The following is a 25,094-nucleotide window of genomic DNA, read 5'->3' on the forward strand; positions in this document are numbered from 1 at the left end:
GCCATGTCAGGCGACGGCACGAGCTTCGACAAGGCGCACGAGCGACAACAGCGTCTCGGTAGTGGGTACCTCCATGTCGAGGCGCCCCGCTGCGGAAACCACGGCGCCGTTGATGGACTCGATCTCGGTGCGGCGTCCCGCCAGAACGTCCTGCAGCATCGACGGCTTGTGTCCTTTGTGCTGGGCAATGGCGCCCGCGACGCTGGTTCTGCACTTGTCAGGATCGACGTCGATGCCGAGACGTTGCGCGACAGAGAGCACCTCCGAAACGACTTCGTCTGCAAGACGGCGGCCATCGGGTGTCAGGCCGAGCTGATCGACGGTGCAACCCGAAACGGCGCAGATGCTGTTGAGTGCCGCGTTGAACGCAACCTTCTCCCAGATTGCAGCCCACACGGTGGCATCCGATGTGCACTGGAGGCCAGCTGTCGAGAGCGCTTCGGACACATGCTCGACGATGGGTCGAGCAATCCCATCGGCGGCCATGAGCCGCACCACGCCTTTGCCGTGCGAATGCACGTGACCCGGTCCTGCCAGATCGGCCGGCCATGTGGTCACACCGATGAGAACTCGCTCCGCATCAACGAACTCGGAGATCGTCTCGACATTGCCCAGGCCGTTCTGCAAGCTCAACAGATGCACATCAGGTCCGATCAGATGCCTCACTCCCGAGAGTGCGGCCCTCGTGTGCAGCGTCTTGGTGAACACGACGAGCAGATCGGGAACGTCTGTGGCTTCTTCCGGTCGGCAAATCCTGAGCTTGACATGCCGATCGCTGCCATCAGTGGCCAGGCGGAGGCCGTCCGCTCGGATCGCGTCAATGTGCGCATCGTTGACGTCGATCAACGTGACGTCGTTCCCGCTTTCGGCGAGCAGGCCTCCGAACAGGGAGCCCATGGCTCCAGCGCCGACGATGGAAATCTTCATGATTGGCTTCGATTGCTGAGTTGCACGATGAAATAGCGGGGAACAGGCCAGACGGTCAGTTCGTGACCGTCGCCGCTTGGCTCGGGCGCAACAGGATCGTGCGCTTCGGGATGTGCCGCCTGACGACCATGAGGGCGACCATGGCGAAGACCATCGCCGAACCGAGCAGCGTGAGATAGGCAGTGGCGCCGCCCGCGGTAATCACCGCTGCGCCTGCAAACGCACTGAGGATGGCGCCCAGCCGTCCGAAGGCAAGCGCGGAAGCAGTCCCGGTCGCCCTGACACTCGTCGGGTACATGAAGGCGCACAGCGCATACATGGTGGACTGCACCGCGTTCACGAACATGCCATGCACACCGAAGCCGAAGATCAGCAGGTTCGTGTCGCGCCCTACATTCAAGGACTGCAAGGCAAACGCTCTCGCGGCCGCACCCGCGCAGCACAGCACCAATGGCCAACGTGAACCGAAACGGGTGATCGCAACGGCGCAAAGCAAGGCGCCTACGACGCCCCCGAGGTTGTAAGCAGTCAAGCCCGAGCCCGCAACGGTCATCGACAGGCCTTCGGAAGCGAGCATGGTCGGCAGCCAGCTGAAAGCGCTGTACACGGCGGTAAGACACATGAAGAAGGCCGCCCAGGTCGCCAGCGTGTCGCGTGCCAAGCCACCTGAGAAAAGCGCACCGAAGCCAGCCCGCTTCTCGACGACCTGTTCCGCGGCGTCGCTGTAAGTCACGTCGGCATCCATCGGACGATTCATGCGGCCCAGCAGCTTGCCCAATTCGCTCCAGCGCGCCGGATGGCGTGCGAGGAAGCGGGGCGACTCAGGCAGCGTGAAGAGAAGAAGGACGGCCAGGGCAATCGGGAAGCTTCCACCGATCATGAACAGGCCGCGCCAGCCGAAGGCCGGGAGGATTTCCGCAGCGAACAATCCAGCGAGCATGCCGCCGAGCGGTACGCAGACAATCGTTGCCGTGACCGCCAGTGTCCTGCGTCGCGCCGGCGTGAATTCCGCTGTGACCGTCGTCGAACTCGGCAGCGCACCCCCGATGCCTAGACCGGCAATGAAGCGGAGCGCGGCGACAGTCAGGATGTCCGGTGCGAAGCCGATGGCGCAGGTCGCCGAACCGAACACGAAAACACTTGCAATGACGGCCATCCGACGGCCGAAGCGGTCAGCAAAGAGCCCTGCGCAAGCGCTGCCAATCCCCATGCCGATGAGGCCCGCGGCCACCGCCGGTGCGAAGGCGCTTCGGGTGATGCCCCATTCCTTGATCATGAGCGGAATCGCGAAGCCTATGAGCTGACCGTCGAAGCCGTCCATCACGATGGACATGGCTGCCAGGAAGACCACGATCTTCTGCATGGTTGTGTAGGCACCTTCGTCGAGCAAACGACCGATGTCGGCATTGCCCCTGAAAGGGATCGTCTGAGCGGTCATGCGCATGCTCCTGAGCCACGGGGAGCTTGCAGCGATCGCTGAAGGGGCCGGTGCGAACGCGAGGATGGCGCGGCAGCGGCTAGCGGGATTCGCTTGATCATGTCTTGTCTCCTGGTTGAGCGCTTCGGCGGTGCCTCGCGCTTCGATAGGGCAGTGTCAAATATTCAGCACCGCCGGAGAATTGCTTTGTTGAGAGAAAGGCATGCCCTTCAAGCATGACTTTGGGTGCAACCCGCCTCTTGCAGGCGGTTATACAGACGTCAATTTCCGAGTGCGTCGAAAGGCAGGCCTACGTAGTTCTCCGCCAGCGCTGTCGAAGCAGCGCGCGACCCGGTGACGTAGTCGAGTTCGGCGACCTGGACCTTGTGCTGGAACTCATCGGCACCGGGGAATCGGTGCAGCATCGACGTCATCCCCCAGGAAAAGCGCTGCGCCTTCCAGATGCGACGCAAGGCGGTCTCGCTGTAGCGCTCGAGCAGATCCTCCCGACCCGCCTTGTAGAACTCGCTGATGGCGCGCGCGAGCACACGCACGTCGGCCACCGCCAGGTTCAGGCCCTTGGCCCCAGTCGGAGGCACCACGTGCGCGGCATCACCGGCCAGGAACAGCCGTCCGTATTGCATCGGTTCAGTCACGAAACTCCGCATGCCGACGACCGTCTTGCTGAAGATCTGGCCCTCCTTCGGCGCCCAACCGTCGCGCGTCGCCAGGCGAGCGCGAAACTCGTTCCAGATGCGGTCGTCGGACCAGTTCTCGATCTTGTCGGTGGGCTCGCACTGCAGGTACATGCGCTGCACATCGGGCGAGCGCGTGCTCACGAGCGCAAAGCCACGATCACTCAAGGCGTAGATCAACTCATCGGACGACGGTGGCGCCTTGCAAAGAATGCCAAGCCATCCGAAGGGATAAAGCCGCTCGAAGCCTTTCAGCACGCCTTTGGGAATCGCGGGACGGCTGACGCCCTGCGTGCCATCGCAGCCCGCGATGAAGTCAGCGTCGATCGTCTGCGACTCGCCGCCTTGCTGGCGAAAGCGCACACTGGGCGACGTGCCATCCAGGCCATGGACGCTCACATCGGTCACTTCGAACCGGATGTCGCCGCCACCGGCCAATCGCGCTTCAACCAGATCCTTGATGACCTCGTGCTGCGCGTAGACCATCACCGCCTTGCCGCCAGTGAGTTCCGGAAAATCGATGCGCCGGTCGATGCCATCGAAGCGCAGGATCGTTCCCTCGTGGCGAAAGCCTTCGCGCTCCATGCGGGCACCCACGCCGATTTCCTTCATGAGGTCGACGGTCCCCTGCTCAAGCACGCCGGCACGGATCGTGGCTTCAATGGCCTCGCGGCTGCGGGTCTCGAGAACGATCGAGTCGATCCCCTGCAAGTGCAGGATGTGCGACAGCATCAAGCCGGCCGGGCCGGCGCCGATGATGGCTACTTGTGTCTTCACGATGCGGCCTCTCAGAAGGGGTAGTGCCGCGGTGAGGTCTGAACCGTCAGCCACCTCAGTTCAGTGAATGCGTCCACGCCCGCCTTGCCGCCGAAGTGCCCGATGCCGCTGCCCTTGACGCCTCCGAACGGCATCTGTGCCTCGTCGTGCACCGTGGGGCCGTTCACATGGCAGATGCCAGACTCGATGCGGCCGGCCACCTGGATCGCCCGTGCCAGATCGCGACCGAAGACCGCGGCCGCAAGGCCATACTCGTTGTCGTTGGCGCAAGCCACTGCCTCTTCGACGCCGCTGACGCGCACGATGCCCTTCACGGGACCAAAAGCTTCTTCGCGGAAGATGCGCATCTCGGAAGTGACGTGGTCGAGCAAGGTCGCCGGCATGAGCGTGTCGTTCGCCTTCCCGCCCGTCACGAGCTTTGCGCCCTTGGCGATCGCATCGTCGATCAGATCGTTGCAGCGCTTCGCGGTGCTCATGTCGACCACGGAGCCGAGGACGACGGGACCGAGGCGCGGGTCACCGAGCGGCAGACTGGCTGCCCGCGCGGCGAGTTTTGCAACGAATTCATCGGCAATGCTCTTGTCGACAACGATCCGCTCGGTCGACATGCAGATCTGTCCCGAATTGGCGAATGCACCGAACACGGCCGCGTTGACGGCTGCGTCGACATCGGCGTCGTCCAGCACGACCAATGGCGCCTTTCCACCCAGCTCGAGCACCACTGGTTTCAAGTACTTGGCACAGGTCGTGGCAATGAGCTTCCCGACATGGGTCGACCCGGTGAAGTTGACTCGCCGCACGGCTGGATGAGCAATCATCGCTTCGACCACGGCGGCGGCGTCTGCCGGCGCATTGGTGACGAAATTCACGACGCCCTTGGGCAGGCCGGCCTCCTGCAGCGCTTCGATGATCAGCCCGTGGGTCGCCGGGCAGATTTCACTGCCCTTCAGCACCACGGTGTTGCCGCAAGCAAGAGGCGTTGCAATGGCGCGCACTGCAAGGATCACAGGCGCATTCCAGGGCGCAATGCCCAGGACGACTCCCGCAGGCTGGCGCACGCCCATCGCGAGGCTTCCCGGAACATCCGAAGGGATGACTTCGCCGCTGATCTGAGTTGTCAGCGATGCGGCTTCGAGCAACATCCCGGCCGCAAGATGAACGTTGAAGCCCGCCCAGATTGCCGACGCGCCCGTCTCGGAAGCAACGGCTGCCGCGAACGCCTCGGCCTTGGCTTCCAGCGCCTGCGAGGCCTTCATCAGCAGCGCGCGGCGTTCGTTCGGGCCGGTGCGCGACCAGGTCTTGAAGGCCGTGGCGGCGGCATCGACGGCAGCCACGGCGTCCTGCGCCGTGGCTGCGGGTGCGACCGTGGCGACACTGCCGTCGAGCGGGTTGCGTCGCTCGAAGGTGGCGCCGTTGCGAGCCTGAGTCGGCTCGCCGTTGATCAACATCGAAGTCTTCATGGCTTTGTCTCCGGATGGTGGTTTGAACGTGGAAATCGGATAGGCGTGAAATCGAGTGGGGGGAACAGTCAGGCGACGCGAACCTCCACGACGGAGGGGGCGTTGCTGGCCAGGGCGCGATCAAGCACCGCGCGCAGTTCGCCGGGATCGCTCACGCGGGAAGCGGCGCAGCCCATCCCCTTGGCCAGCGACTGGAAGTCGATGTCGGGCAATTCGGTCCCCTGGACTACATCGGTGGGAGAGAACCCGAATACCGGCGCGAAGTCTTGTAGCGCCGCGTAGCGCCGGTTGTTCAGGATCACGAATGTGATCGGAAGCTTGCCCTGGGCTGCGCTCCAGAGCGCCTGGATGGAGTACATGCTCGACCCGTCGCCGATCAGGCAGATCACGCGACTTTTCGGTTTGCCAAGCGCGACGCCGACAGCCGCGGGCATGCCGTAGCCGAGGCCGCCACTGTCCATCGTGTAGAAGGTTTCGCTGCGGGTGATGGGCAGGTAGGTCTGCATCACCGCACGGGCGCTGGGTGCTTCCTCGACCACGATGTCATCGGGCTTTTTCGCTTCCGCGAGGGTCTGCAGCACATAGGCAACCGACATCCGCGACGAGGGCTCTGCTCTCTGTGGCACGCTTTTCGCGGGAGGAAGGGGACGTTCTTTTTGCGGCGGCCGCGCCAGCAGATCGAGGACACCCAGACGGATACTTCCGACGGCCGAGGTTCCGACTGGCGCCCAGGCTGCGGTGTCGGGGTCTTCGGTCAGCTGGCACAGAGTGGCGCCAGCGGGGATGTGCGGACCCGCACCCTCGATGTGGTAGGCAAACGCAGGCGCACCAATGGCCAGGATGAGGTCATGACCGCCCAACAGTTCGACGATCCGTTCCCGCATTGCGGGCAAGAACCCGGCAAACAGCCTGTGGTCTTCCGGGAAGCTGCAACGGCCCGACATCGGTGCAACCCACACGCGGGCGTTGTGCGATTCGGCCAATGCGACCACCTCGTTCCACGCGTTGTCGCGGTCGATCGCTGCGCCGACGACGATCGCAGGTCGACCGCTTGCGTTCAGTGCGTCGGCGATCTGCGCAAGTACGGCCGGCTGAGGGCGCAGTCCGGTACTGACGACTCTTGCCGGCACCAGTTCAGCCGGTTGATCCCAGTCGTCGACGGGCACCGACACCAGCACCGGGCCACACGGCGGCATCATCGCGATGTAGTAAGCCCGTGCGATGGCGAGCGGCACGTCTTGCGCCCGCGCGGGCTCGATGCTCCATTTCACGTAGGGCTTCGGCAGTTCGGTGGCTTGCGCGGAGGAAAGGTACGGATTGAACGGGAGGATCGAGCGTGCCTGCTGACCAGCCGTGATCACCATCGGCGTGCGATTCTTGTGCGCCGTGAAGATATTGCCCATCGCATTGCCGACACCTGCGGCCGAATGCAAATTCACGAAGGAGGCGTTGCGGGTCGCCTGTGCGTAACCATCGGCCATGCCGACGACGCTCGCTTCCTGCAAGCCAAGCACATAGCGAAAGTCGCTGGGAAAGTCCCGGAACATCGGCAGTTCGGTCGACCCCGGATTCGCGAACACGGAAGTCATGCCGAAGCGGCGCATGAGATCGAACACTGCGTCGCGTACGGTGATGATGGTGGTGGGTTGCTGGGTCGTTTCGACGATGGCGAGCGGTACGGGTCCGGTCATTGCGTGCTCTCACTTTCTGGCGGTGCGCTGCGGAAGATCACAGCGCTTGTCTCGATGCCTCAAGTGTGGAATCTCAGGAGCTTCTTGAAAATTGCCTTTATGGGCAAAAGTCATTACTGTTGCGCATGACTTTCGATCTCCAACACCTCATCGCCTTCAATGCCATCGTCGCGTGCGGAAGCCTGGGGCGAGCCGCCGACGCACTGAACGTGACGCAGCCTGCCCTGAGCCGCACGATTCGCAGGTTGGAGGAGCAGGCGGGCGCGCCATTGTTCGAGCGTCACTCGAAGGGAATGCAGCTGACGGACGTCGGGCGCGCGCTGCAGCCGCACGCGGTCCTGTTGCAGCGCGAATCGGAGCACGCCAACGAGGACATCAAGGCCATGCTGGGCCTGGCCAAGGGCACCATCCGTGTCGGTGCCGTCGGCAGCATCGCGTGCCTGGTCCTTCCATTGGCGATTGGCGCCACCTGCCAGAAATGGCCGAACCTGCAGGTTCAGATCATCGAAGGCGTGTGGGACCGTCTTGCGGATGCACTTGTTTCACACGAAATCGATCTCGCGCTCGGTGTCGACATCGAGGACACCGATGAGATCGTGGCTGTCAAGGACTGCCGGTGGGAAGACACCAGCTACGTCGTCGCGGGTCGACGCCATCCTTTGCGAAAGAAGCCGAAGCTGAAGCTTGCGGACACACTGTCGGAGCGGTGGGCCATCCTGCCAAAAGGAACCGGACCTTTCGAGCATATGAAGAAGGTATTTGCCCGACAGAACCTGGCGCTGCCGCACGTCGTCGTCGAGACGCGCTCCGTTACCGCGCTCAAGAGCTTGATCGGCCGCTCAGGCTTCCTTGGCTGGATGCCCGAGCCGATGTACGACGCCGAGCGGAAGGCCGGACTGATCGACGCCCTGGATATACCGGGCGCCTCGGACCGCCGAACGCTTACCGCCTTCAGACGTAGAGCAGGCATGCTGCCCGGTCCCGCGGTCAAGCTTCTGGAGGCGCTACGGTCGATGACAGCAAAGTAGGTAGTCTTTGCGGGGTGTGTGACAGGTGTCGAGCGCATTGCAGTCGCTCGTTGGGCCAAGCCCCAAGGCGGCTTGGGGCACTGAGACGCCGCCAAAGCCTGCCCCGAGGAACTCCGGCGCTTGCTGTGGAGCCGGCTTGGCAGAGCGCCAGCCGGACATGGACGCGCAACGAGATGCATGGCGGCTGCCGCTCGCGGACCTCATGCTCAGCCGCGCGACAACAGCCGCAACAGCCCGCTCCGCCAGTCGTCGCCGGCACTTGCCACACTGGCGTCGCCGAACACCAAGCGCGCACTCGACTCCACATCCGCAACCGGGCTGCCCGACTGGCGCAGACACACGACTCGCACGCCGCAGCGCCGCGCCTCTCGCACTGCCACCCGCGCGTCCGCCACCAGATGCGCGGGATCATGCACGTCGATGTCATGCGGCTCGCCATCGCCCAGCACGACGGCCCAGCGCGCCCCTTCCGGCTGCCCTGCGAGCACCCCGTTGGCATGCCGGAGCACGGCACCCAGCCGTGTCGACAGCGCGGATCGCAGCGTCGCAAGGCGAGCGGCTGAGTTCGCGTCCCACGTCGCGCCGAAGTCCAGGACGCGCTGCACGCGTACCTTGTGCCTGCCATCCGAATGAAAACCCTGGATCGCAACACGCCAGCCAGCTCGCTGCATGGCCTGCGCGAGTGCAGCGGCCTGCGCGCATTGGCGCGACAGCACGCTCCGGCCTCCGACCCGCGCAAGGTCGGCGCTCGATGCGGACATGTCCACAAGCAGCAGCACAGCAGCTTGCCGGCGCGAGGGTGACCTTCTCAGGTAGGGAAACACGGCTGCCTCGGGCCGGCCGGTACGGCGCGCGGCAGCCCAGCGCACGGCGCCATCCACATGAAGTTCATCGCCCGGGTCGGCACTCGGCCGTGGCGCGTCGATGCGCCGGATGGCCGCAACAAGGTCGCGCGACAGCTTTGCAGGAGGATCCGGCCAATGCGTGCCATCTTCGATGTTCCCGGCGGGCGCCGCCTCTTCGACCACGGTGCACCAGTCGCGGCGCCAGACGGCAGCGTTCGCATCCCACTCCGGGTAGCGCGATTGAAGCGCCTGCGCGGCGTGCTGGACGGTGTCGCTCGACCTGCGCGGCGAAGCCGGTGCCGGCGCGGGCATCGGCACCGCGGCCTGCTGGCCCTCCGCATGCCACAGCCACCGGTTGTCGTCGCGGTACGAAGGGGCCTGCCTGTAGGTACGCGGGTTCAGCCCCATGCGCATCTGGCCGATGTCGTGCCCCAGAAGCGAAGCCAGCCGCCGCATGGTCTGCGCGCCCGGCTCGGCGAGCACCTGCTGAGCCGCGTCGCGCCAGAACAGGGCCCGCCCCTTGCCCACCCACGGGTGCGGGTCATCGTACGCCGCATCCGCCAGGGCGCGGGCAAGGCGCGCGAGCAACGCCTCGAAGCCGTCGCCGTCGGCCGGCGTGGCGCTGTGCTGCGCAGCCCAAAGGCGCGCCAGGCCGGGCAGTTCCCGCGCCGCCAGCGCTTCTGCGCGGGCGTCCTCCAGCAGGCCTGTCAGCGCCCAGGTGACGGCAGGCACGCCCTCGCGCATGAACACGCTGCGCGAGAACACGAGGTGCGCCGCCGCATGGGCGCTCGCCGCCCGCAGCCAGCAAGCGCGTGCATGCTCGTCCCAGCTCGCAGGTGGCGAAGGAAGGTGCAGGCCCGCGTGCGACAGCCATGGCGCGGGTGGAGGTTCATCCTCGCCGGGGCTCGGCACCTGCAGCAAGGGCGGTGCGACATTCCACAACAGCCGCAGCCATGGGCCGATCGCGCCAAGCGGTTCAGAACGATGCATCCACCGCCGCCAAGAGCGCATCGCGCAGCGCCGCGTCGTCCGACAGCGGCACCACGATTGCAGCAACGCAGGCCACCTCCGGCGACAGGCCCTGCCGCGCCAGTTGCGCCGCACGCACCAGCATCCGGGTGGAGGCGCCCTCCTCCAGTCCATGGCCCGCCAGTCGCCGGGTGCGCCGGCCCAGTGCCACCAGCGCGGAAGCCAGCGCCACATCGGCGCCGCCCTCTCGCATGAGGATGCGCGCCTCGTCCTCCGCTTCGGGGTATCCGAAGGCCATGCCGCAGAAGCGCTGACGGGTCGAGGGCTTCAGCTCACGCGTGCCGCCGGGGTTGTAGCTGGCCACCAGCATGAAATCCGGATGCGCGCGTACCATTTCCGCAGCACAGTCCAGCGGCAGCACGCGGCGCGTGTCCGTCAGCGGATGCACGGCCACCAGCGCATCAGGGCGCGCTTCGACGACTTCGTCGAGGTAGCAGATGGCCCCGTGCCGCGCGGCCAGTGCCAGCGGCCCGTCCTGCCAGCGGGTGCCTTCGGCGTCCAGCAGCCAGCGCCCGAGCAGGTCGCCGGCGGTGGTGTCCTCGTTGCAGGCCACCGTGACCAGCGGCCGCCCCATCCGCCAGGCCATGTGCTCGAGGAAGCGGGTCTTCCCGCAGCCGGTCGGCCCCTTGAGCAGCAAGGGCAGCCGGCGCGACCAGACGGCCTCGAAGCGGTCGCACTCGTCGCCTTGCGGCTGGTAGAAGGGCTCGCTGCCGACGCGCCAGGCGGCCAGCGGATCGATCATGTCCACCACGCGCTTCAACGATGCGTGGCGATGGTGGCCTCGTTGGGAATGCCCTCGATGGGCGCCTCTGCCGTGCCGACGGTCTTGCGCGTGAATGACTCCACCATCTCGCGCGTGCCTTGCGGGTCGGAAATCCACTTGCCGTAGAACTCGTACGGGCACTGCGCCACCCCCTGATCGCCTTCTCCCGAGTTGATCATGCCGGTGTAGCCGCGGTGCAGCAGCTTGAACAGGTGGTTCTCGCTCTGGCCGTTCTTGCGGAAGTCCCGGATCAGGCTCTTGGACAGGGCCGCGTACTGCACGCCCATTTCCTCCTCGCCGCACTCGCCCAGGGTGCGGCCGTCGAAGCCGACGAGGGCCGAATGCCCGAAGTACGAGTACACGCCGTCGAAGCCCGAGGCGTTGGCCACCGCCACGTACACGTTGTTGGCAAAGGCCATGGCCTTGCTGATGAGGATTTGCTGCTCCTTGGCCGGGTACATGTAGCCCTGGCAGCGCACGATGAGTTCGGCCCCCTTCATGGCGCAGTCGCGCCAGATCTCGGGGTAGTTGCCGTCGTCGCAGATGATCAGGCTGATCTTCAGCCCCTTGGGCCCATCGCTCACGTAGGTGCAGTTGCCCGGGTACCAGCCCTCGATGGGCACCCAGGGCATGATCTTGCGATACTTCTGCACGATCTCGCCCTGGTCGTTCATGAGGATCAGCGTGTTGTAGGGCGCCTTGTTCGGGTGCTCCTCGTGGCGCTCGCCGGTCAGCGAGAACACGCCCCAGACCTTGGCCTTGCGGCAGGCGGCAGCGAAGATCTCGGTTTCGAAGCCGGGCACGGCGGCGGCGTTCTCGTACATCTCGGCGCTGTCGTACATGATCCCGTGGGTGCTGTACTCCGGGAAGACCACCAGGTCCAGCCCGGGCAGGCCGGCCTTGAGCCCTTCCACCATCGACGCGATCTGCCGGGCGTTGGCCATGATCTCGGCGCGCGTGTGAATGCGCGGCATCTTGTAGTTGACCACCGCCACGCCGACCGTGTCGTGGCTGCTGGAAATGTCGCCGTGGATCATGGCTGCTGGACCTCGCTCGAAGGAGTGGATGGCATGCGATCCATTGTCCGAAGCCGCCGGGGGCTGGCGAATACGTTGATTGACGTAGGGACGGGCGGCGTCAGAATCCGCAGCACAACGAGAGGCAACCATCATGCGAATCCCGAAGATGGCGTTCATCGCGATGGCCATCGCGCTCGCTGCGGCGCTGGCGGGCGCGCGCCCGGCGTCGTCGCTCGACGGCTACCCGGCGCGCATCCACTATGTGTCGAACGAGGCGCCCTTCGTGGTGTTCGGCGTGACGCCCACGCAGCTCGACGGGCGAGCCGTGGCGATCACGCTGAGTTTCGTGGCCACCGACCCGCTCGCACAGGTCAACGTCTTTCCCTTCGTGCGCGCGGCGCCAGGCGGCTTGGCGCGCATGAACCGACTGATCACCTGCGGCCCACGCGACCCGGGCTCATGGGACTGCGAGGTGCCGGCGGCCGAGCTGCTCGCTCATCTGGGCGGCGCGGACGGCGAGTTCGGCCTGCGCATCGAAGCGCATGGCGAATTGCGCGATCGCGCCAACCACAGCACGGTGATCATCACCGTGCCGGTGCGGCGCGCACCGTCGGCCTTCAGTGGCTGATCATCCACGGTCGCTTGCCCGGGAATGACTTGGCGCCGTCCGGCGCCGTTGCCGTGGTCTTGCGCGAGCGCGCCGTGCTGCAGCAGCCACAGCCCGCGGGGTGGCGCAACCGCTGGTAGTCGCGCGAACTCTTCGGCTCATGCCGGGCGCGCTCGTTCGATTCCATGGCGCGGCGCGTGCCCTCCTCCAGCAGCCCCAGTCGTGGCGCAGTGGCGAAGACCCGTGGGGACGCCGCACCGCAGTCCGGGCAGGCCGCAGGTTCGTTGCGCTGCGCCAGCGAACGCAGGGCATCGAAGCCGCCGCAATCGCTGCACGCGTAGTCGTAGGTCGGCATGGCGGCTCAGACGAGGTCGGGCGACAGCGGCATGTCGATGCTGCCGTCCAGGAACTTCGTCGGCCCCGCGGCGTTCGGGTTGATGTCGAAGTCGAAGATCTGGGTGGGCAGCCATAGCGTGGCGCAGGCGTTGGGGACGTCCACGACGCCACTGATGTGGCCCTGCACCGGCGCGGTGCCCAGAATCGAATAGGCCTGCGCGCCCGAGTAGCCGAACTTCTTCAGGTACTCGATGGCGTTCAGGCAGGCCTGGCGATAGGCCACGTTCACGTCCAGGTAGTACTGCTTGCCGCTTTCGTCGACGCTGATGCCTTCGAAGATGAGGTAGTCGTCGTACACCGGCTTGATGGGGCTGGGCTTGAAGATCGGGTTCTTGATGCCGTACTTGGCCATGCCGCCCTTGATCAGCGAGACCTTCATGTGCACCCAGCCGGCCATCTCGATGGCGCCGCAGAAGGTGATCTCGCCGTCGCCCTGGCTGAAGTGCAGATCGCCCACCGACAGGCCCGCGCCGTCGACGTAGACCGGGAAGAAGACCTTGGAGCCGCGCGACAGGTCTTTAATGTCGCAGTTGCCACCGTGCTCGCGCGGCGGCACGGTGCGCGCACCGGTGGCGGCCGCCTTGGCCTTGGCGTCGCCGCTGAGCTTGCCCATGTGGGCGGTGCCGACGAACGGCGGGTTGGCCAGGCCGCTGGTGGCCGGGTCGGAATCGATCAACGCCTGCTCGCGCGTGTTCCACATTTCCAGCATCTTGGGATCGGGCAGGCAACCGATCAGGCCGGGATGGATCAGGCCGGCGTACTTCACTCCCGGGACGTGGCGCGAGGTGGTGAACATGCCGTGGAAGTCCCAGATCGATTTCTGAGCCTGCGGAAAATGCTCGGTCAGGAAGCCGCCGCCGTTCTTCTTGGAGAAGAAGCCGTTGAAGCCCCAAAGCGAATCCTGCTTGGCGCCGATGTCCAGCAGGTCCACCACCAGCAGGTCGCCAGGCTCCGCGCCCTTCACGCCCACCGGGCCCGAGAGGTAGTGCACCGTGGTCAGGTCGATGTCGCGCACGTCGTCCGCGCTGTCGTTGTTCTTGATGAAGCCGCCCGTCCAGTCGTAGGTCTCCAGCACGAAGTCATCCCCGGGGTTCACCCAGCACGCCATCGGGATGTCGGGGTGCCAGCGGTTGTGCACCATCTCGTTGGTGGGCGCGGGCTTCGTCAGGTCGACCTTGATCAGGGTATCGGGCATTTCAGAGTTCTCCGGGGTTGGTAATGCGGGAATTCAGACCGAGAGATAAGCCTTGATGTGGGCCTCGTCGGTCTTGTCGCGGGCGGTCTCGTGCACGAGCCGACCGCCTTCGATGACGAAGAGCCGGTCGGCCACGTCCATCGCGAAGGAGAGCACCTGCTCGGAGACGACGATCGTGATGCCCTTCATCTTGCGAATCTCGTTCAGCGCCCTGGCGATGTCCTTGATGATCGATGGCTGTATGCCCTCGGTTGGCTCGTCCAGCAGCAGCACCTTGGGCTCGGTCACCAGCGCGCGGGCGATGGCCAGCTGCTGCTGCTGCCCGCCCGAGAGGTTGCCGCCCTTGCGCCTTTTCATGTCGAACAGCACCGGGAAGAGCGCGTAGATCTCGTCGGGAATTCGGCGCGTGAGGCTGTTCTCCAGCCCGGTCTGGATGTTCTCCTCCACCGTCAGCGTCGGGAAGATCATGCGGCCCTGCGGCACGTAGGCGATGCCCTTGGCCACGCGCCTGAAGCTCTCGTCCTTCGTCACGTCCTGCCCGGCCACCTCGATGCGCCCGGCCTTGGTGGGCAGGATGCCCATCAGCGCCTTGAACAGCGTGGTCTTCCCCATGCCGTTGCGGCCCATGATGGCCACCGTCTCGTTGGCCATCGCATTGAAAGTCACGCCATGCAGGGCCTGGCTCTGGCCGTAGGCGACGAAGAGGTCCTGCACGCTCAGTCGGATGTCGCTCATGCTCAATGCCCCAGGTAGACGTCGATGACCTTCGGGTCGGCCTGCACCTTTTCCATCGGCCCTTCGGCCAGGATCTTTCCCTGGTGCATCACGGTGACCTTGTGGGCGATCTGCTTGACGAAGTCCATGTCGTGCTCGATGACGATCACCGCCCGGTTCTGGCAGATGCGCTTGAGCAGCTCGGCCGTCAGCTCGCGCTCGCGGGCGCTCATGCCGGCGATGGGCTCATCGAGCATCAGCAGCTCGGGCTCCTGCATCAGCAGCATGCCGATTTCCAGCCACTGCTTCTGGCCGTGGCTGAGCAGGCCGGCCTCGGTCTGCAGCCTGTCGGCCAGGCCGATGTCCTCGGCCACCACCTGCACGCGCGCCTTCACCTCGTCGGTGCACTTGAAGGCCAGCGCGCCCAGCACCGAGCGGCCCTTGGGGTAGGAGACCTCCAGATTCTGGAACACAGAAAGGTTTTCGTAGATGGACGGCGTCTGGAACTTGCGGCCCAGGCCCAGCCGCACTCGTTTGTGCTCGGCCATGCCGGTGAGCTCGGTGTTCTTGAACTTGATCGAACCGGCGCTGGCCTTGGTCTTGCCGCAGATCAGGTCCAGCAGCGTGGTCTTGCCCGCGCCGTTGGGGCCGATGATCACCCGCAGCTCGTTGCGGTCGATGTAGAGGGTCAGCTGGTCGATGGCCTTGAAGCCGTCGAAGGAGACGGTGAGGTCTTCCACGGCCAGTGCGAAGTCGGTGTTGCTCATGGGTCGGGTGCTTCCGGGTTGTTCAGGCGCTCTGGCCGGTCATGCCTTCATGCAGGCCGGCGTGCTGGCCGGCGGGGCCGCCGGCATCGGCTTTGCCGCGCGGAGGCAGCACCTCGGGATAGGCAGCGTGGGCGGCGGCCAGGCGCAGCGCCTCTTCCTTGCGCGCGAGCCCGCGCAGTCGCCACCATGGCTTGATCTTTTCTTCCCACAGGCCCGCCAGGCCCATGGGGAAAGCCATGGTCACGCCGATGAACAGGGCGGCCATCAGGAACAGCCACAGGTCCGGGAAGCTCTCCGAAAACAGCGTCTTGCCTGCATTGACCAGCAGCGTGCCGTACACCGCACCCACCAGGCTCATGCGGCCACCCACCGCGGCGAAGATCACCATCTCGATGGAAGGCACGATTCCCACGAAGCTGGGCGACATGAAGCCCACCTGCAGCGCGAACATGGCGCCCCCGATGCCCGACAGCCCCGCGGCCAGGCAGAAGGTGAAGACCTTGAAGTTGGCGACGTCGTAGCCCGAGAAGCGCACCCGGTCTTCCTTGTCCCGCATGGCCAGCAGCAGCGTGCCCAGCTTGCTGGTCTGCACCCAGCGGCACAGCACGATCGAGCCGATGAGCAGCGCCACGCAGACGAAGTAGAGGATGTACTTGGCGCTGTCGGTGCGGGTGTCCCAGCCCAGCAGCGTCTTCAGGTCGGTCATGCCGTTGACGCCGCCGGTGTAGCCTTGCTGGCCGATGATGAGCACCGTCATGATCAGCGCCACGGCCTGCGTGATGATGGCGAAGTACACCCCGCCCACGCGCCGCTTGAACATCGCGAAGCTGATGAGCCAGGCCAGTGCCATCGGCACCAACACCACCGCCAGCACGGCGATGGGAAAGCTCTCGAACGGCACCCAGAGGGCCGGCAGCGAAGTGATCTGGTTCCAGTCCATGAAGTCCGGGATGCCGGGCGTGGACTGGATCTTGGTGCTCACGGGGTCGGACGCCTCCAGCTTGAGGAACATGGCCATGGCATAGCCGCCCAGGCCGAAGAACACGCCCTGCCCCAGGCTGAGGACGCCGCCGTAGCCCCACACCATCACCAGGCCGACGGCCACGAAGGCATAGCAGAGGTACTTGCCCACCAGGTTGAGGCGGAAGATGTCCAGCGACAGCGGCAGCACCACGGCCAGGAGCAGGGTCAGGAGCAGCAGGCTGCCGACCTGGTAACGCTTGATCAGGGCTTTGAGGGTTTCCATTCAGGGACTCCGGGAGCTCTCGGGAATTCAGTGGTTCAACGTCGAACCTTGGAGGCGAACAGCCCTTGCGGCCGCAGCATCAAGATCAGCACGATCAGCGACAGCGTCAGCACCTTGGCCATGGAGCCGGTCATGAAGAACTCCGAGATCGACTGCGTCTGCGCGATACCGAAGGCCGACACGACCGTGCCCAGCAGGCTCGCCGCGCCGCCGAAGGTCACGACCAGGAAGGAGTCGACGATGTAGAGCTGTCCCGAGGTCGGCCCGGTCGAGCCGATGGTGGTGAAGGCGGCACCGGCCACGCCCGCGATGCCGCAGCCGATGGCAAAGGTCAGTCGGTCGGTCTTCTTGGTGTCGATGCCGGTGGCGTTGGCCATGGTGCGGTTGGCCACCGTGGCGCGAACCCGCAGGCCCCAGCGGCTCTTGTGCAGCGCCAGCAGCACACCGGCCGTGACGATGGCCGTGAGCGTGAGCACGAACAGGCCGTTGATGGGAATGTCCAGCCCCTCGGCGGGCGACCACGAGCCCATCAGCCATTCGGGCAGCGTGGGACTCACCTCCTTGGGGCTGATGAAGGTGCGGAAGCACTGCTGCAGGCCCAGGCTCACGCCCCAGGTGGCCAAGAGCGTGTCCAGCGGCCGGCTGTACAGGTGCCGGATCAGCGCCCATTCCATGACCCAGCCGAAGACGAAGGCCACGATGAAGGCGAGCCCGATCGCCACGGGAAAGTAGTAGGCCATCGCGCCCGGCGCCACCTTCTCGGTCAGCGTGGCGGACATGTAGATGGTGTAGGCCCCGATTGCCATGAACTCGCCGTGCGCCATGTTGATGACGCCCATCTGCCCGAAGATGATGGCCAGCCCCAGGCCCATCAGCAGCAGCACCGCGAAGAGCGACAGCCCTGCGAAGCCCTGCATCAGGCCGATGTTGAGCATGTCCGAGAAGGTCATGGCATTGGATCTCTGGAAGGTTGGAAAGGTGCGGAAATGCGCGGGCTTCGCTTGCGAGCGCGAAGCGAAGCCCTGCGGCTGCTTACTGGTAGCCGGCCGGGAACGGGTCGGGCTTGATCAGCTCAGGCGACTCCGCCACCACCTTGAAGGTGCCGTCCAGCTGGCCCTGGGCGATGCGCGACTTGCTCCACAGGTGGTGGTTGGCATCCAGCTTCACGTAGCCTTCGGGCGCGGTCTTCAGTTCGATGCCGGGCGACGCTGCCACCACCTTGTCGATGTCGAAGCTGCCGGCCTTCTCCACCGCGGCCTTCCACAGCCAGGGACCGAGGTAGCCGGCCTGCGTCACGTCGCCGATCACCGCGTCCTTGCCGTACTTGGCCTTGAAGGCCGCCACGAAGGCCTTGTTGTTGGCGTTGTCCAGCGTCTGGAAGTACTTCATCGACGAGTAGAAGCCGGCGAAGTTCTCGCCGCCCACGCCGGTCATCTCGTCCTCGGTCACCGACAGGGTCAGAAGGAACTGCTTGTCGCCGGTGATGCCCGCGGCCTTGAGCTGCTTGTAGAAGGCCACGTTGGAGCCGCCCACCACCGCCGCGAAAATGCAGTCGGGCTTGGCGACCTTGATCTTGTTGATCAGCGAATTGAAGTTGGTATGACCCAGCGGGTAGTACTCCTCGCCCTTCACCGAACCCAGCTTGCCCACGGTCTCGATGTGCTTGCGCGCGATCTTCATCGAGGTGCGCGGCCAGATGTAGTCCGAGCCCACCAGGAAGAAGGTCTTGGCCTTCTTCTCCTTGGCGCCCCAGTCCAGGCCGTAGATGATCTGCTGCGTGGCCTCCTGGCCCGTGTAGATCACGTTCTTGCTCTGCTCCAGGCCTTCGTAGAAGGTGGGGTAGTAAAGCAGCCCGTTCTCCTTCTCGAAGATCGGCAGCACCGCCTTGCGCGAGGCGCTGGTCCAGCAGCCGAACACGCAGGCCACGCGGTCGTTGACCAGCAGCTTCTTGCTCTTCTCGGCAAAGGTCGGCCAGTCGGAGGCGCCGTCTTCCTTGATGACCTTGATCTTGCGGCCCAGGATGCCGCCCATGGCGTTGATCTGGTCGATGGCCAGCTGCTCGGCCTGGATCGAGCCGGTTTCCGAGATGGCCATGGTGCCGCTGGACGAGTGCAGCTGGCCCACCGTCACCTCGGTGTCGGTCACTGCGAGCTTGGTGGTGTTCACCTTGGCGGTCGGCGGCGTCTGCGCCAGGGCCAGGCCGCCCAGGCCCAGGGCCGGCAGCGCCGCGGCTCCTTGCAGCAGCTTGCGGCGGCGAAGGTCGAGCAGTGATTTGGCAGGATCGGAAGAACGGGGCATCGAGGACTCCATGCAGTAACGAAGGGGTCGCGCTGCACCATCGCAGTGCGGACTTGTGGTGCCGCGAAGCACCATGACCGCCAATGTAGGAAGCGTCCTGCGTACGCCGAATACGTCATTCAACGTAGCGCGCCATCCAGGCCGCGGCGCCAGACTGCACAGCCCGCGCCGCATGCGAAGGACCGGTTCTTGCAGTGGCCAAGGCCTGTTCACGTCCGGGCCCGTTGCACGCCATGTCCTCCACCCTTCCAGGCCAGAAGATCTTCCGCATCCGGCGCGAGTACAACGCCTGGGTCGCCAACGAGACCTTGGAGGACTACGCCCTGCGCTACACCCCGCGCAGCTTCCGCAAGTGGTCGGAGTTCCGCGTGGCCAATGCCGCCTTCGGCGCGACCTCCTTCCTGGCGCTGGAGGCCATCGGCGGGTCCATCGCCCTCTCGTACGGCTTCACCAACGCGCTGTGGGCCATCCTCGTGGTGGGGCTCATCACCTTCCTCACCGGCCTGCCCATCTCCTACTATGCCGCACGCCACGGCGTGGACATGGACCTGCTGACCCGCGGCGCCGGCTTCGGCTACCTGGGCTCGACCATCACCTCGCTCATCTATGCCAGCTTCACCTTCATCTTCTTCGCGCTGGAGGCGGCCATCCTTGCGCTGGCGGTGCAGATGTACGTGGACTGGCCGCTGCCGGTGCTGTACCTGCTCGCGTCGCTGGTGATCATTCCGCTGGTGATGCGCGGCATCACCATGATCTCGGGTCTGCAGCTGTGGACGCAGCCGATCTGGATCGTGCTGTTCTTCCTGCCCTTCCTGGCCGTCCTGGCCGGGCACCCCCGGCTCTATGCGGACTTCACCACGCTGGTGGGCCGCGTGTCGGGCAGCAGCGGCTTCGACCCGCTGATGTTCGGGGCCGGTGCCACGGTGGCCTTCTCGCTGGTGGTGCAGATCGGCGAGCAGGTGGACTACCTGCGCTTCCTGCCCGAGAAGACGCGCGAGAGCCGCGTGCGCTGGTGGACCGCGGTGCTGGTGGCCGGCCCGGGCTGGATCGTGCCGGGCATGCTCAAGATGCTGGGCGGGGCCTTCCTCGCCTTCCTGGCGCTGCAGCACGAGATCCCGCCGGAGCACGCGGTCGAACCCACCCGCATGTACCTGGCCGGCTTCGCCTACGTGCTGCAGGACCCGGTGTGGGTGCTGGCCATCACGACGCTGTTCGTGGTGGTCTCGCAGATGAAGATCAACCTGACCAACGCCTACGCCGGCTCGCTGGCCTGGTCCAACTTCTTCGCGCGGCTTACGCACAGCCACCCGGGGCGGGTGGTGTGGCTGGTGTTCAACGTGCTGATCGCGGTGCTGCTCATGACCCTGGGCGTGTTCGGCGCGCTGGAGCGGGTGCTGGGCCTTTACAGCAACATCGCCATCGCCTGGGTGGGGGCGCTGGTGGCCGACCTGGTCATCAACAAGCCGCTGGGCTTCTCGCCCAAGACCATCGAGTTCAAGCGCGCGCACCTGTACGACCTCAACCCGGTGGGCCTGGTGTCCATGGTGGTGGCCGCGGGCGCGGCGATCGTGGCCTACGCTGGGCTGCTGGGCGAATGGGCGCAGGCCTTCTCCTCCTTCATCGCGCTCGCCGTGGCGATGCTCGTCTCGCCGCTGCTGGCCTGGTACACGCGCGGGCGCTACTACCTGGCGCGCACCGACGTGCAACGCTGGACGCCGGGCGAGGTGGTGAACTGCTCGGTCTGCGAGAACCGCTTCGAGTCGGAGGACATGGCCTGGTGTCCGGCCTACGGCGCGCCGATCTGCTCGCTGTGCTGCACGCTCGAATCGCGCTGCCACGACCGCTGCAAGACCGACTCGCGCGCCGCCGAGCAGGTCAGCGGCTGGCTGCGCGCCTGGCTGCCCCCGCGCATCGCCACGCGGCTGAACTTCCGGGTGGCGCACTACCTGGTGGTGGCCAGCTCGCTGGTGGCGCTGCTGGCGGGCAGCATGGCCATCGTCTATGCGCAGGAGGCCATCACCGGTAGCGGCACCGAGCTGCTGCGGACGCCCTTCCTGAAGGTGTTCGCGCTGCTGTCGCTGGTGGCGGTGGTGGGGGCCTGGTGGATCGTGCTGGCCAGCGAAAGCCGGCACATGGCGCAGGACGAGTCGAACCGGCACAACCACCTGCTCTCGGCCGAGATCGAGGCGCACCAGCGCACCGACGCCGCGCTGCAGGATGCCAAGGACGCCGCCGAGACCGCGAACCAGGCCAAGACCCGCTACGTGGCAGGCATGACGCACGAGCTGCGCACGCCCCTCAACAGCATCCTGGGTTATTCGCAGATCCTCCTCAAGGGTGGCGCCGCCTCGCCGCCTCCGCGCGAGGCGCTGTCCACCATCCACAAGAGCGGCGAGCACATGCTGGGCCTGATCGATGGCCTGCTGGACCTTGCGCGCATCGAGGCCGGCCGGCTGCAGTTGGAACCCGCGCCCCTGGCGCTGCCGCAGTTCCTCGACGAGATCGTGCACATGGTGCGCCCTCAGGCCGAGGACAAGGGCCTTGCCTTCGTCTACACCACGCTCGGCGAGCTGCCCCCCTGGGTGCTGGCCGATGCCAAGCGCTTGCGCCAGATCCTCATCAACCTGCTGGCCAACGCGGTGCGCTTCACCGAAGCCGGCATGGTCACGCTGCTGGTGGACGCGCGCCGCGAGGTGCTGCGCTTCGATGTGGTGGACACGGGCATCGGCGTCGCGCCGCAGGACCGGCAGCGCATCTTCCTGCCCTTCGAGCGCGGCGCCGGCGGCCGCCGCGCCGGGGTCCCTGGCACGGGGCTGGGACTGACCATCACCGGGCTGCTCACCTCGCTCATGGGGGGCGAACTCGCACTGGCCGACAGCTCCCCGCGTGGCAGCACCTTTGGCGTTCGCATCTATCTGCGCAAGGTGGCTGATCCTGGTCCGCAGATGGAACCGCGCCGCCCCATCTCGGGCTACTTCGGCCCGCGCCGCACCCTGCTGGTGGTGGACGACCAGCCGGTGCAGCGCCAGATGCTGGCCGGCATGCTGATGCCGCTGGGCTTCGACGTGCGAGAGGCAGCCAGCGGCACCGAATGCCTGGACAGCCTGCGCGAGGACCTGCCCTCGGCCATCCTCATGGACATCACGATGGACGACATGGACGGCTGGGAAGCAGCAGCCCGCGTGCGCGCCGCCGGCTACACCGAAGTGCCGATCCTCATCGTTTCGGCCAACGTGTTCGAGAACCAGGCCGAGCGCCTGCGTGCCGCGGGCTGCCAGGCCTTCATCGGCAAGCCGGTGATCGAATCCGAGCTGCTGGCGGTGCTGGAGCGCAACCTGGGCCTGCAATGGCTGGCGCACCCGGTGACGCCGCCCTTGCCCCTTCCGTCGCCCGCGACTGCACCGGCCATGCGCCTGCCCGGCGAGCTGCGCGCCGAGCTGATTCGTCTGGTGCAGCTCGGTCACGTGCGCGGCCTGCAGCAGGCGCTGGACCGCATCTGCGCCAACCATCCTCCGCTGGCCGCCACCTGCAGCCACCTGCGCGGCATGGTGGCCCGTTTCGAACTCGACCGCCTGCGCAAGGCCCTGGCCGAAGAAGATGCCGACACACTCGATGCCTGAAGACCTCTTGATCGAAGAAAACGAAACCGCCGAGCGCCCCGTGGTGCTGGTGGTGGACGATGCACCGAGCAGTCTCGGCCTGCTGTGCGACGCGCTGGAAGGCGCCGGCTACACGGTGCTGGTGGCGGCCGACGGCGAGTCGGCGCTGGAGCGGCTGGAGCTGGTGGCGCCCGACGCCATCCTGCTGGACGGCATGATGCCGGGCCTGTCCGGCTTCGAGACCTGCCGCCGGATCAAGGCCGATCCGGCGCATGCGCACATCCCCGTGCTTTTCATGACGGGGCTGTCCGAGACGCCGCACGTGGTCGAGGGCTTCGCCTGCGGCGGCGTCGACTACGTGGTCAAGCCCATCCGGGTGCAGGAGGTGCTTGCGCGTCTGCACACGCACACGCGCAACGCGCGCATCACCCGCATGGCGCGCGACGCGGTGGACGTGGCCGGCATGGGCACGGTCTTTGTCGATGCGCACGGGCGCATCGCCTGGCGCTCGCCCCAGGCGGCGCAGTGGCTGCCGCTGCTGGGGCCGGTCGAGCATGCTGGCCACCTGCCGCGTTCGCTGGCACCGGCGCTCACGCCAGGTGCTGCCGTGCGTGCGGGCACATCCACGGGCGTGAGGCTGTCGGTGCGCAACCTCGGCGTCGCCACGCTGGGCGAGACCATGCTGCTGCTGGCCCAGGAGCGCGGAAGCCAGCCGGGACGCCTGGCCGAAGCCGCCCTCACGCCGCGAGAAACAGAGGTGCTCTCGTGGCTGGCGAAGGGCAAGACCAACCGCGACATCGCCGACATCCTCGGCATGAGCCCACGCACGGTGAACAAGCACCTGGAGCACATCTTCGAGAAGCTGGGTGTGGAGACCCGCGCTGCCGCCGCAGCCCTGGCAAGCGGGCAACTTGCGTGATGCGCCCTGGCGTTCAGCCGATGTTGCTTCACACCGGGGTTGCTCGACACCAGGTCGGACGGTGCGTGTGGATACCAATCGCCAGTTGACTCTTTCCAACAGTGGCGGAGAATGCTGCACTGCAGCATCATGGAACCACTTTCCGAACGATTACGGTTGAGTCTCGAAGACCTTGCGTCGGACATGGCGCATGCCCGACGAAGCGAGCAGCTGGGGAGGCTGGCCCTGCTGTGCTATTGCGAGGTCAGGCCATGGGCGCGCAGCGCAGACGAGCCGCGACTTGCCGACAAGGCCGGAGCGTTGACGACCCGATCCGTTCCAGGCAGTCGCACCGCATTCTTGGGCAGGATCGACGCATTGATCATCGAGCTCGAAGGCGCTTGCGTGCGCGCGGGGCTCGAAGAAGAAGCTGCCGCGCTCATGCTTGCCCGCGCCGCGGGATGACGTACATGGCGTTTTCCCCGAGTGATGAAAGACGCCCGCTGTTAAAGATCCAACACCAGTCGCGCCGTCTTGGCGCACGAGCAGCAAGGCGTGAACTGGTCGGTGCTCGAGGCTGCGTCACCCATCCAAGATACCTGGGAGATAACTGGAGCTCAAAATGAAAAATCCCGCTACCAGAAAGATAGCGGGATTCTTGCGTTCCACAGAGGGGAGATGGATGGTAGGACGTACTGGATTCGAACCAGTGACCAACGGATTAAAAGTCCGCTGCTCTACCAACTGAGCTAACGTCCCGTTCTTCTTGTTATTGCTCTTCTTTTTCTTCTTGTTATCCAAGACCCGCCAGAGGGCTAGCCCATCCGGCAAAGCCAAAAATTATAGCATGGGGGCCTGGGCGATCTGATCGATGGCCCAGCCTGCCGCGCATTGCCCGAAGGTCGCGGTCACGGCCACCACCGAGCCGTAGCCGTGGCAGTTCAGGCTGCCGTCGCCCTCGATGGCGCAGGAAGCATCCGGCGGCGCAACGCTCTCGCGGCTGAAGACACAGTTCACACCCATCTTCTTTCCTTCGCGCGGCGCCCCGTGCTGCTTGCGAAGGCGCTGGCGGAGCTGCGACAGCAGCGGATCGTGCGTGACCTGCGACAGGTCGTCGATGTCGACCTTGTGCGCCAGCCGCTTGCCGCCGGCCGCGCCCACCGTGATGAAGCGCGACCTCGTCTCGCGCGACCACTGGGCCAGAACCAGCTTGGCCTTGAGCTGGTCGCAGCAATCGATCACTGCATCGACCTCGCCCGCCTTCTGCACGGCCATGGCCAGCAACTGCAGCCAGTTCTCGGGCTCGACGAACTCGTCGATCGCGACGACCTGGCAGTCGGGGTTGATCTGCGCGATGCGCTGCTGCATGGCCAGCACCTTGGCCTGGCCGATGGTGGATTCCAGCGCGTGGATCTGGCGGTTGATGTTCGACTCGGCCACGTGGTCCAGGTCGATCAGGGTCAGGCGCCCCACCCCGCTGCGGGCCAGCGCCTCGGCAGTCCAGGAGCCGACACCGCCGATGCCCACCACCAGCACGTGTGCGCCGCGCACGCGCGCGGCACCCTGCACGCTGTACAGGCGCTCCAGGCCCGAGAAGCGGCGCGCCAGGTCGGCCTCTGCAGCAGGCGGCACGCCGCTCGCCACCCCGGAGGGTGGCGCAACGAGATTGGTCATCTCTGCGGCGATGCTGCTAGTTGCCACGGCGGGCCTGCCAACGATGGCG

At 65.9% G+C, this 25,094-nt stretch carries 21 protein-coding genes and 1 tRNA gene; 5 read left to right on the top strand and 17 right to left on the bottom strand.

Features of this window, described 5'->3' with window-relative positions; genetic code table 11:
• Window positions 1-6: 6 nt before the first annotated feature.
• The 5 genes from BM345_RS10300 to mdlC form a co-directional block, all read right to left on the bottom strand.
• A complete protein-coding gene (locus BM345_RS10300) occupies window positions 7-927 on the bottom strand; it encodes a ketopantoate reductase family protein (RefSeq protein WP_093378801.1) in 921 nt (306 codons plus the stop codon).
• A gap of 55 nt (window positions 928-982) precedes the next feature.
• Complete coding sequence (locus BM345_RS10305) at window positions 983-2,365, bottom strand: MFS transporter (protein ID WP_093378803.1); 1,383 nt, start codon at window positions 2,363-2,365, stop codon at window positions 983-985.
• A gap of 260 nt (window positions 2,366-2,625) precedes the next feature.
• Window positions 2,626-3,816: a 4-hydroxybenzoate 3-monooxygenase gene (pobA, locus tag BM345_RS10310; protein ID WP_093378806.1), complete on the bottom strand. Its 1,191-nt coding sequence runs from the start codon at window positions 3,814-3,816 to the stop codon at window positions 2,626-2,628.
• 11 nt (window positions 3,817-3,827) lie between these two features.
• Window positions 3,828-5,276: an aldehyde dehydrogenase gene (locus BM345_RS10315; RefSeq protein ID WP_093378808.1), complete on the bottom strand. Its 1,449-nt coding sequence runs from the start codon at window positions 5,274-5,276 to the stop codon at window positions 3,828-3,830.
• A gap of 68 nt (window positions 5,277-5,344) precedes the next feature.
• A complete protein-coding gene (gene mdlC, locus BM345_RS10320) occupies window positions 5,345-6,967 on the bottom strand; it encodes a benzoylformate decarboxylase (protein ID WP_093378811.1) in 1,623 nt (540 codons plus the stop codon).
• 125 nt (window positions 6,968-7,092) lie between these two features.
• Here mdlC and BM345_RS10325 point away from each other — a divergent pair, with 125 nt between their 5' ends.
• On the top strand, window positions 7,093-7,995 hold the full coding sequence (locus BM345_RS10325) for a LysR family transcriptional regulator (protein ID WP_093379441.1): 903 nt from the start codon (window positions 7,093-7,095) through the stop codon (window positions 7,993-7,995).
• A gap of 206 nt (window positions 7,996-8,201) precedes the next feature.
• On the opposite strand, the gene BM345_RS10330 is transcribed toward BM345_RS10325, so the two are convergent.
• The 3 genes from BM345_RS10330 to BM345_RS10340 are packed head-to-tail and all read right to left on the bottom strand — an operon-like array spanning window position 8,202 to window position 11,669.
• Window positions 8,202-9,830 (bottom strand): nitric oxide reductase activation protein NorD, encoded by a 1,629-nt coding sequence (locus BM345_RS10330; RefSeq protein ID WP_139237495.1) that lies wholly within the window; start codon window positions 9,828-9,830, stop codon window positions 8,202-8,204.
• Window positions 9,817-10,611 (bottom strand): CbbQ/NirQ/NorQ/GpvN family protein, encoded by a 795-nt coding sequence (locus BM345_RS10335; protein ID WP_093379443.1) that lies wholly within the window; start codon window positions 10,609-10,611, stop codon window positions 9,817-9,819. The genes BM345_RS10330 and BM345_RS10335 overlap by 14 nt, the downstream gene beginning before the upstream one ends.
• A gap of 14 nt (window positions 10,612-10,625) precedes the next feature.
• Window positions 10,626-11,669, bottom strand: a complete 1,044-nt coding sequence (locus tag BM345_RS10340) for an aliphatic amidase (protein ID WP_093378816.1) — start codon at window positions 11,667-11,669, stop codon at window positions 10,626-10,628.
• Window positions 11,670-11,802: 133 nt separating this feature from the next.
• Here BM345_RS10340 and BM345_RS10345 point away from each other — a divergent pair, with 133 nt between their 5' ends.
• The gene (locus BM345_RS10345) at window positions 11,803-12,279 is read left to right on the top strand and encodes a hypothetical protein (RefSeq protein WP_093378818.1); all 477 of its coding nucleotides are present in this window, start codon (window positions 11,803-11,805) and stop codon (window positions 12,277-12,279) included.
• Here the strand turns inward: BM345_RS10345 and BM345_RS10350 are convergent.
• The 7 genes from BM345_RS10350 to urtA form a co-directional block, all read right to left on the bottom strand.
• Complete coding sequence (locus BM345_RS10350) at window positions 12,269-12,613, bottom strand: FmdB family zinc ribbon protein (RefSeq protein ID WP_093378821.1); 345 nt, start codon at window positions 12,611-12,613, stop codon at window positions 12,269-12,271. The genes BM345_RS10345 and BM345_RS10350 overlap by 11 nt on opposite strands.
• A gap of 6 nt (window positions 12,614-12,619) precedes the next feature.
• A complete protein-coding gene (fmdA, locus tag BM345_RS10355) occupies window positions 12,620-13,849 on the bottom strand; it encodes a formamidase (protein ID WP_093378823.1) in 1,230 nt (409 codons plus the stop codon).
• 33 nt (window positions 13,850-13,882) lie between these two features.
• Window positions 13,883-14,584 carry an urea ABC transporter ATP-binding subunit UrtE gene (gene urtE, locus BM345_RS10360; RefSeq protein ID WP_093378826.1) on the bottom strand — a complete coding sequence of 234 codons (702 nt, stop codon included), beginning with the start codon at window positions 14,582-14,584 and terminating at the stop codon, window positions 13,883-13,885.
• A 2-nt stretch (window positions 14,585-14,586) separates the two neighbouring features.
• A complete protein-coding gene (gene urtD / locus BM345_RS10365; RefSeq protein WP_093378828.1) occupies window positions 14,587-15,330 on the bottom strand; it encodes an urea ABC transporter ATP-binding protein UrtD in 744 nt (247 codons plus the stop codon).
• 22 nt (window positions 15,331-15,352) lie between these two features.
• Entirely contained in the window at window positions 15,353-16,576 is a 1,224-nt protein-coding gene (gene urtC, locus BM345_RS10370) for an urea ABC transporter permease subunit UrtC (RefSeq protein WP_093378831.1), read from the bottom strand.
• Window positions 16,577-16,611: 35 nt separating this feature from the next.
• On the bottom strand, window positions 16,612-17,526 hold the full coding sequence (urtB, locus tag BM345_RS10375; protein WP_093378833.1) for an urea ABC transporter permease subunit UrtB: 915 nt from the start codon (window positions 17,524-17,526) through the stop codon (window positions 16,612-16,614).
• Between the two features lie 82 nt (window positions 17,527-17,608).
• Complete coding sequence (gene urtA, locus BM345_RS10380) at window positions 17,609-18,874, bottom strand: urea ABC transporter substrate-binding protein (protein ID WP_093378836.1); 1,266 nt, start codon at window positions 18,872-18,874, stop codon at window positions 17,609-17,611.
• 233 nt (window positions 18,875-19,107) lie between these two features.
• Between urtA and BM345_RS10385 the strand changes: the two genes are divergently transcribed.
• The 3 genes from BM345_RS10385 (at window position 19,108) to BM345_RS10395 (ending at window position 23,836) form a co-directional block, all read left to right on the top strand.
• Window positions 19,108-22,494: a hybrid sensor histidine kinase/response regulator gene (locus BM345_RS10385; RefSeq protein ID WP_093378838.1), complete on the top strand. Its 3,387-nt coding sequence runs from the start codon at window positions 19,108-19,110 to the stop codon at window positions 22,492-22,494.
• 7 nt (window positions 22,495-22,501) lie between these two features.
• Window positions 22,502-23,392: a response regulator gene (locus BM345_RS10390; RefSeq protein WP_254789674.1), complete on the top strand. Its 891-nt coding sequence runs from the start codon at window positions 22,502-22,504 to the stop codon at window positions 23,390-23,392.
• 129 nt (window positions 23,393-23,521) lie between these two features.
• Window positions 23,522-23,836, top strand: a complete 315-nt coding sequence (locus tag BM345_RS10395; RefSeq protein WP_139237496.1) for a hypothetical protein — start codon at window positions 23,522-23,524, stop codon at window positions 23,834-23,836.
• 218 nt (window positions 23,837-24,054) lie between these two features.
• Here BM345_RS10395 and BM345_RS10400 read toward each other — a convergent pair.
• Window positions 24,055-24,130 (bottom strand) — tRNA-Lys (locus BM345_RS10400).
• 81 nt (window positions 24,131-24,211) lie between these two features.
• Window positions 24,212-25,045: a tRNA threonylcarbamoyladenosine dehydratase gene (locus BM345_RS10405; RefSeq protein WP_093378846.1), complete on the bottom strand. Its 834-nt coding sequence runs from the start codon at window positions 25,043-25,045 to the stop codon at window positions 24,212-24,214.
• Between the last annotated feature and the right edge of the window lie 49 nt (window positions 25,046-25,094).

The organism is Variovorax sp. OV329 (genome assembly GCF_900114785.1).
Lineage (GTDB): Bacteria > Pseudomonadota > Gammaproteobacteria > Burkholderiales > Burkholderiaceae_C > Variovorax.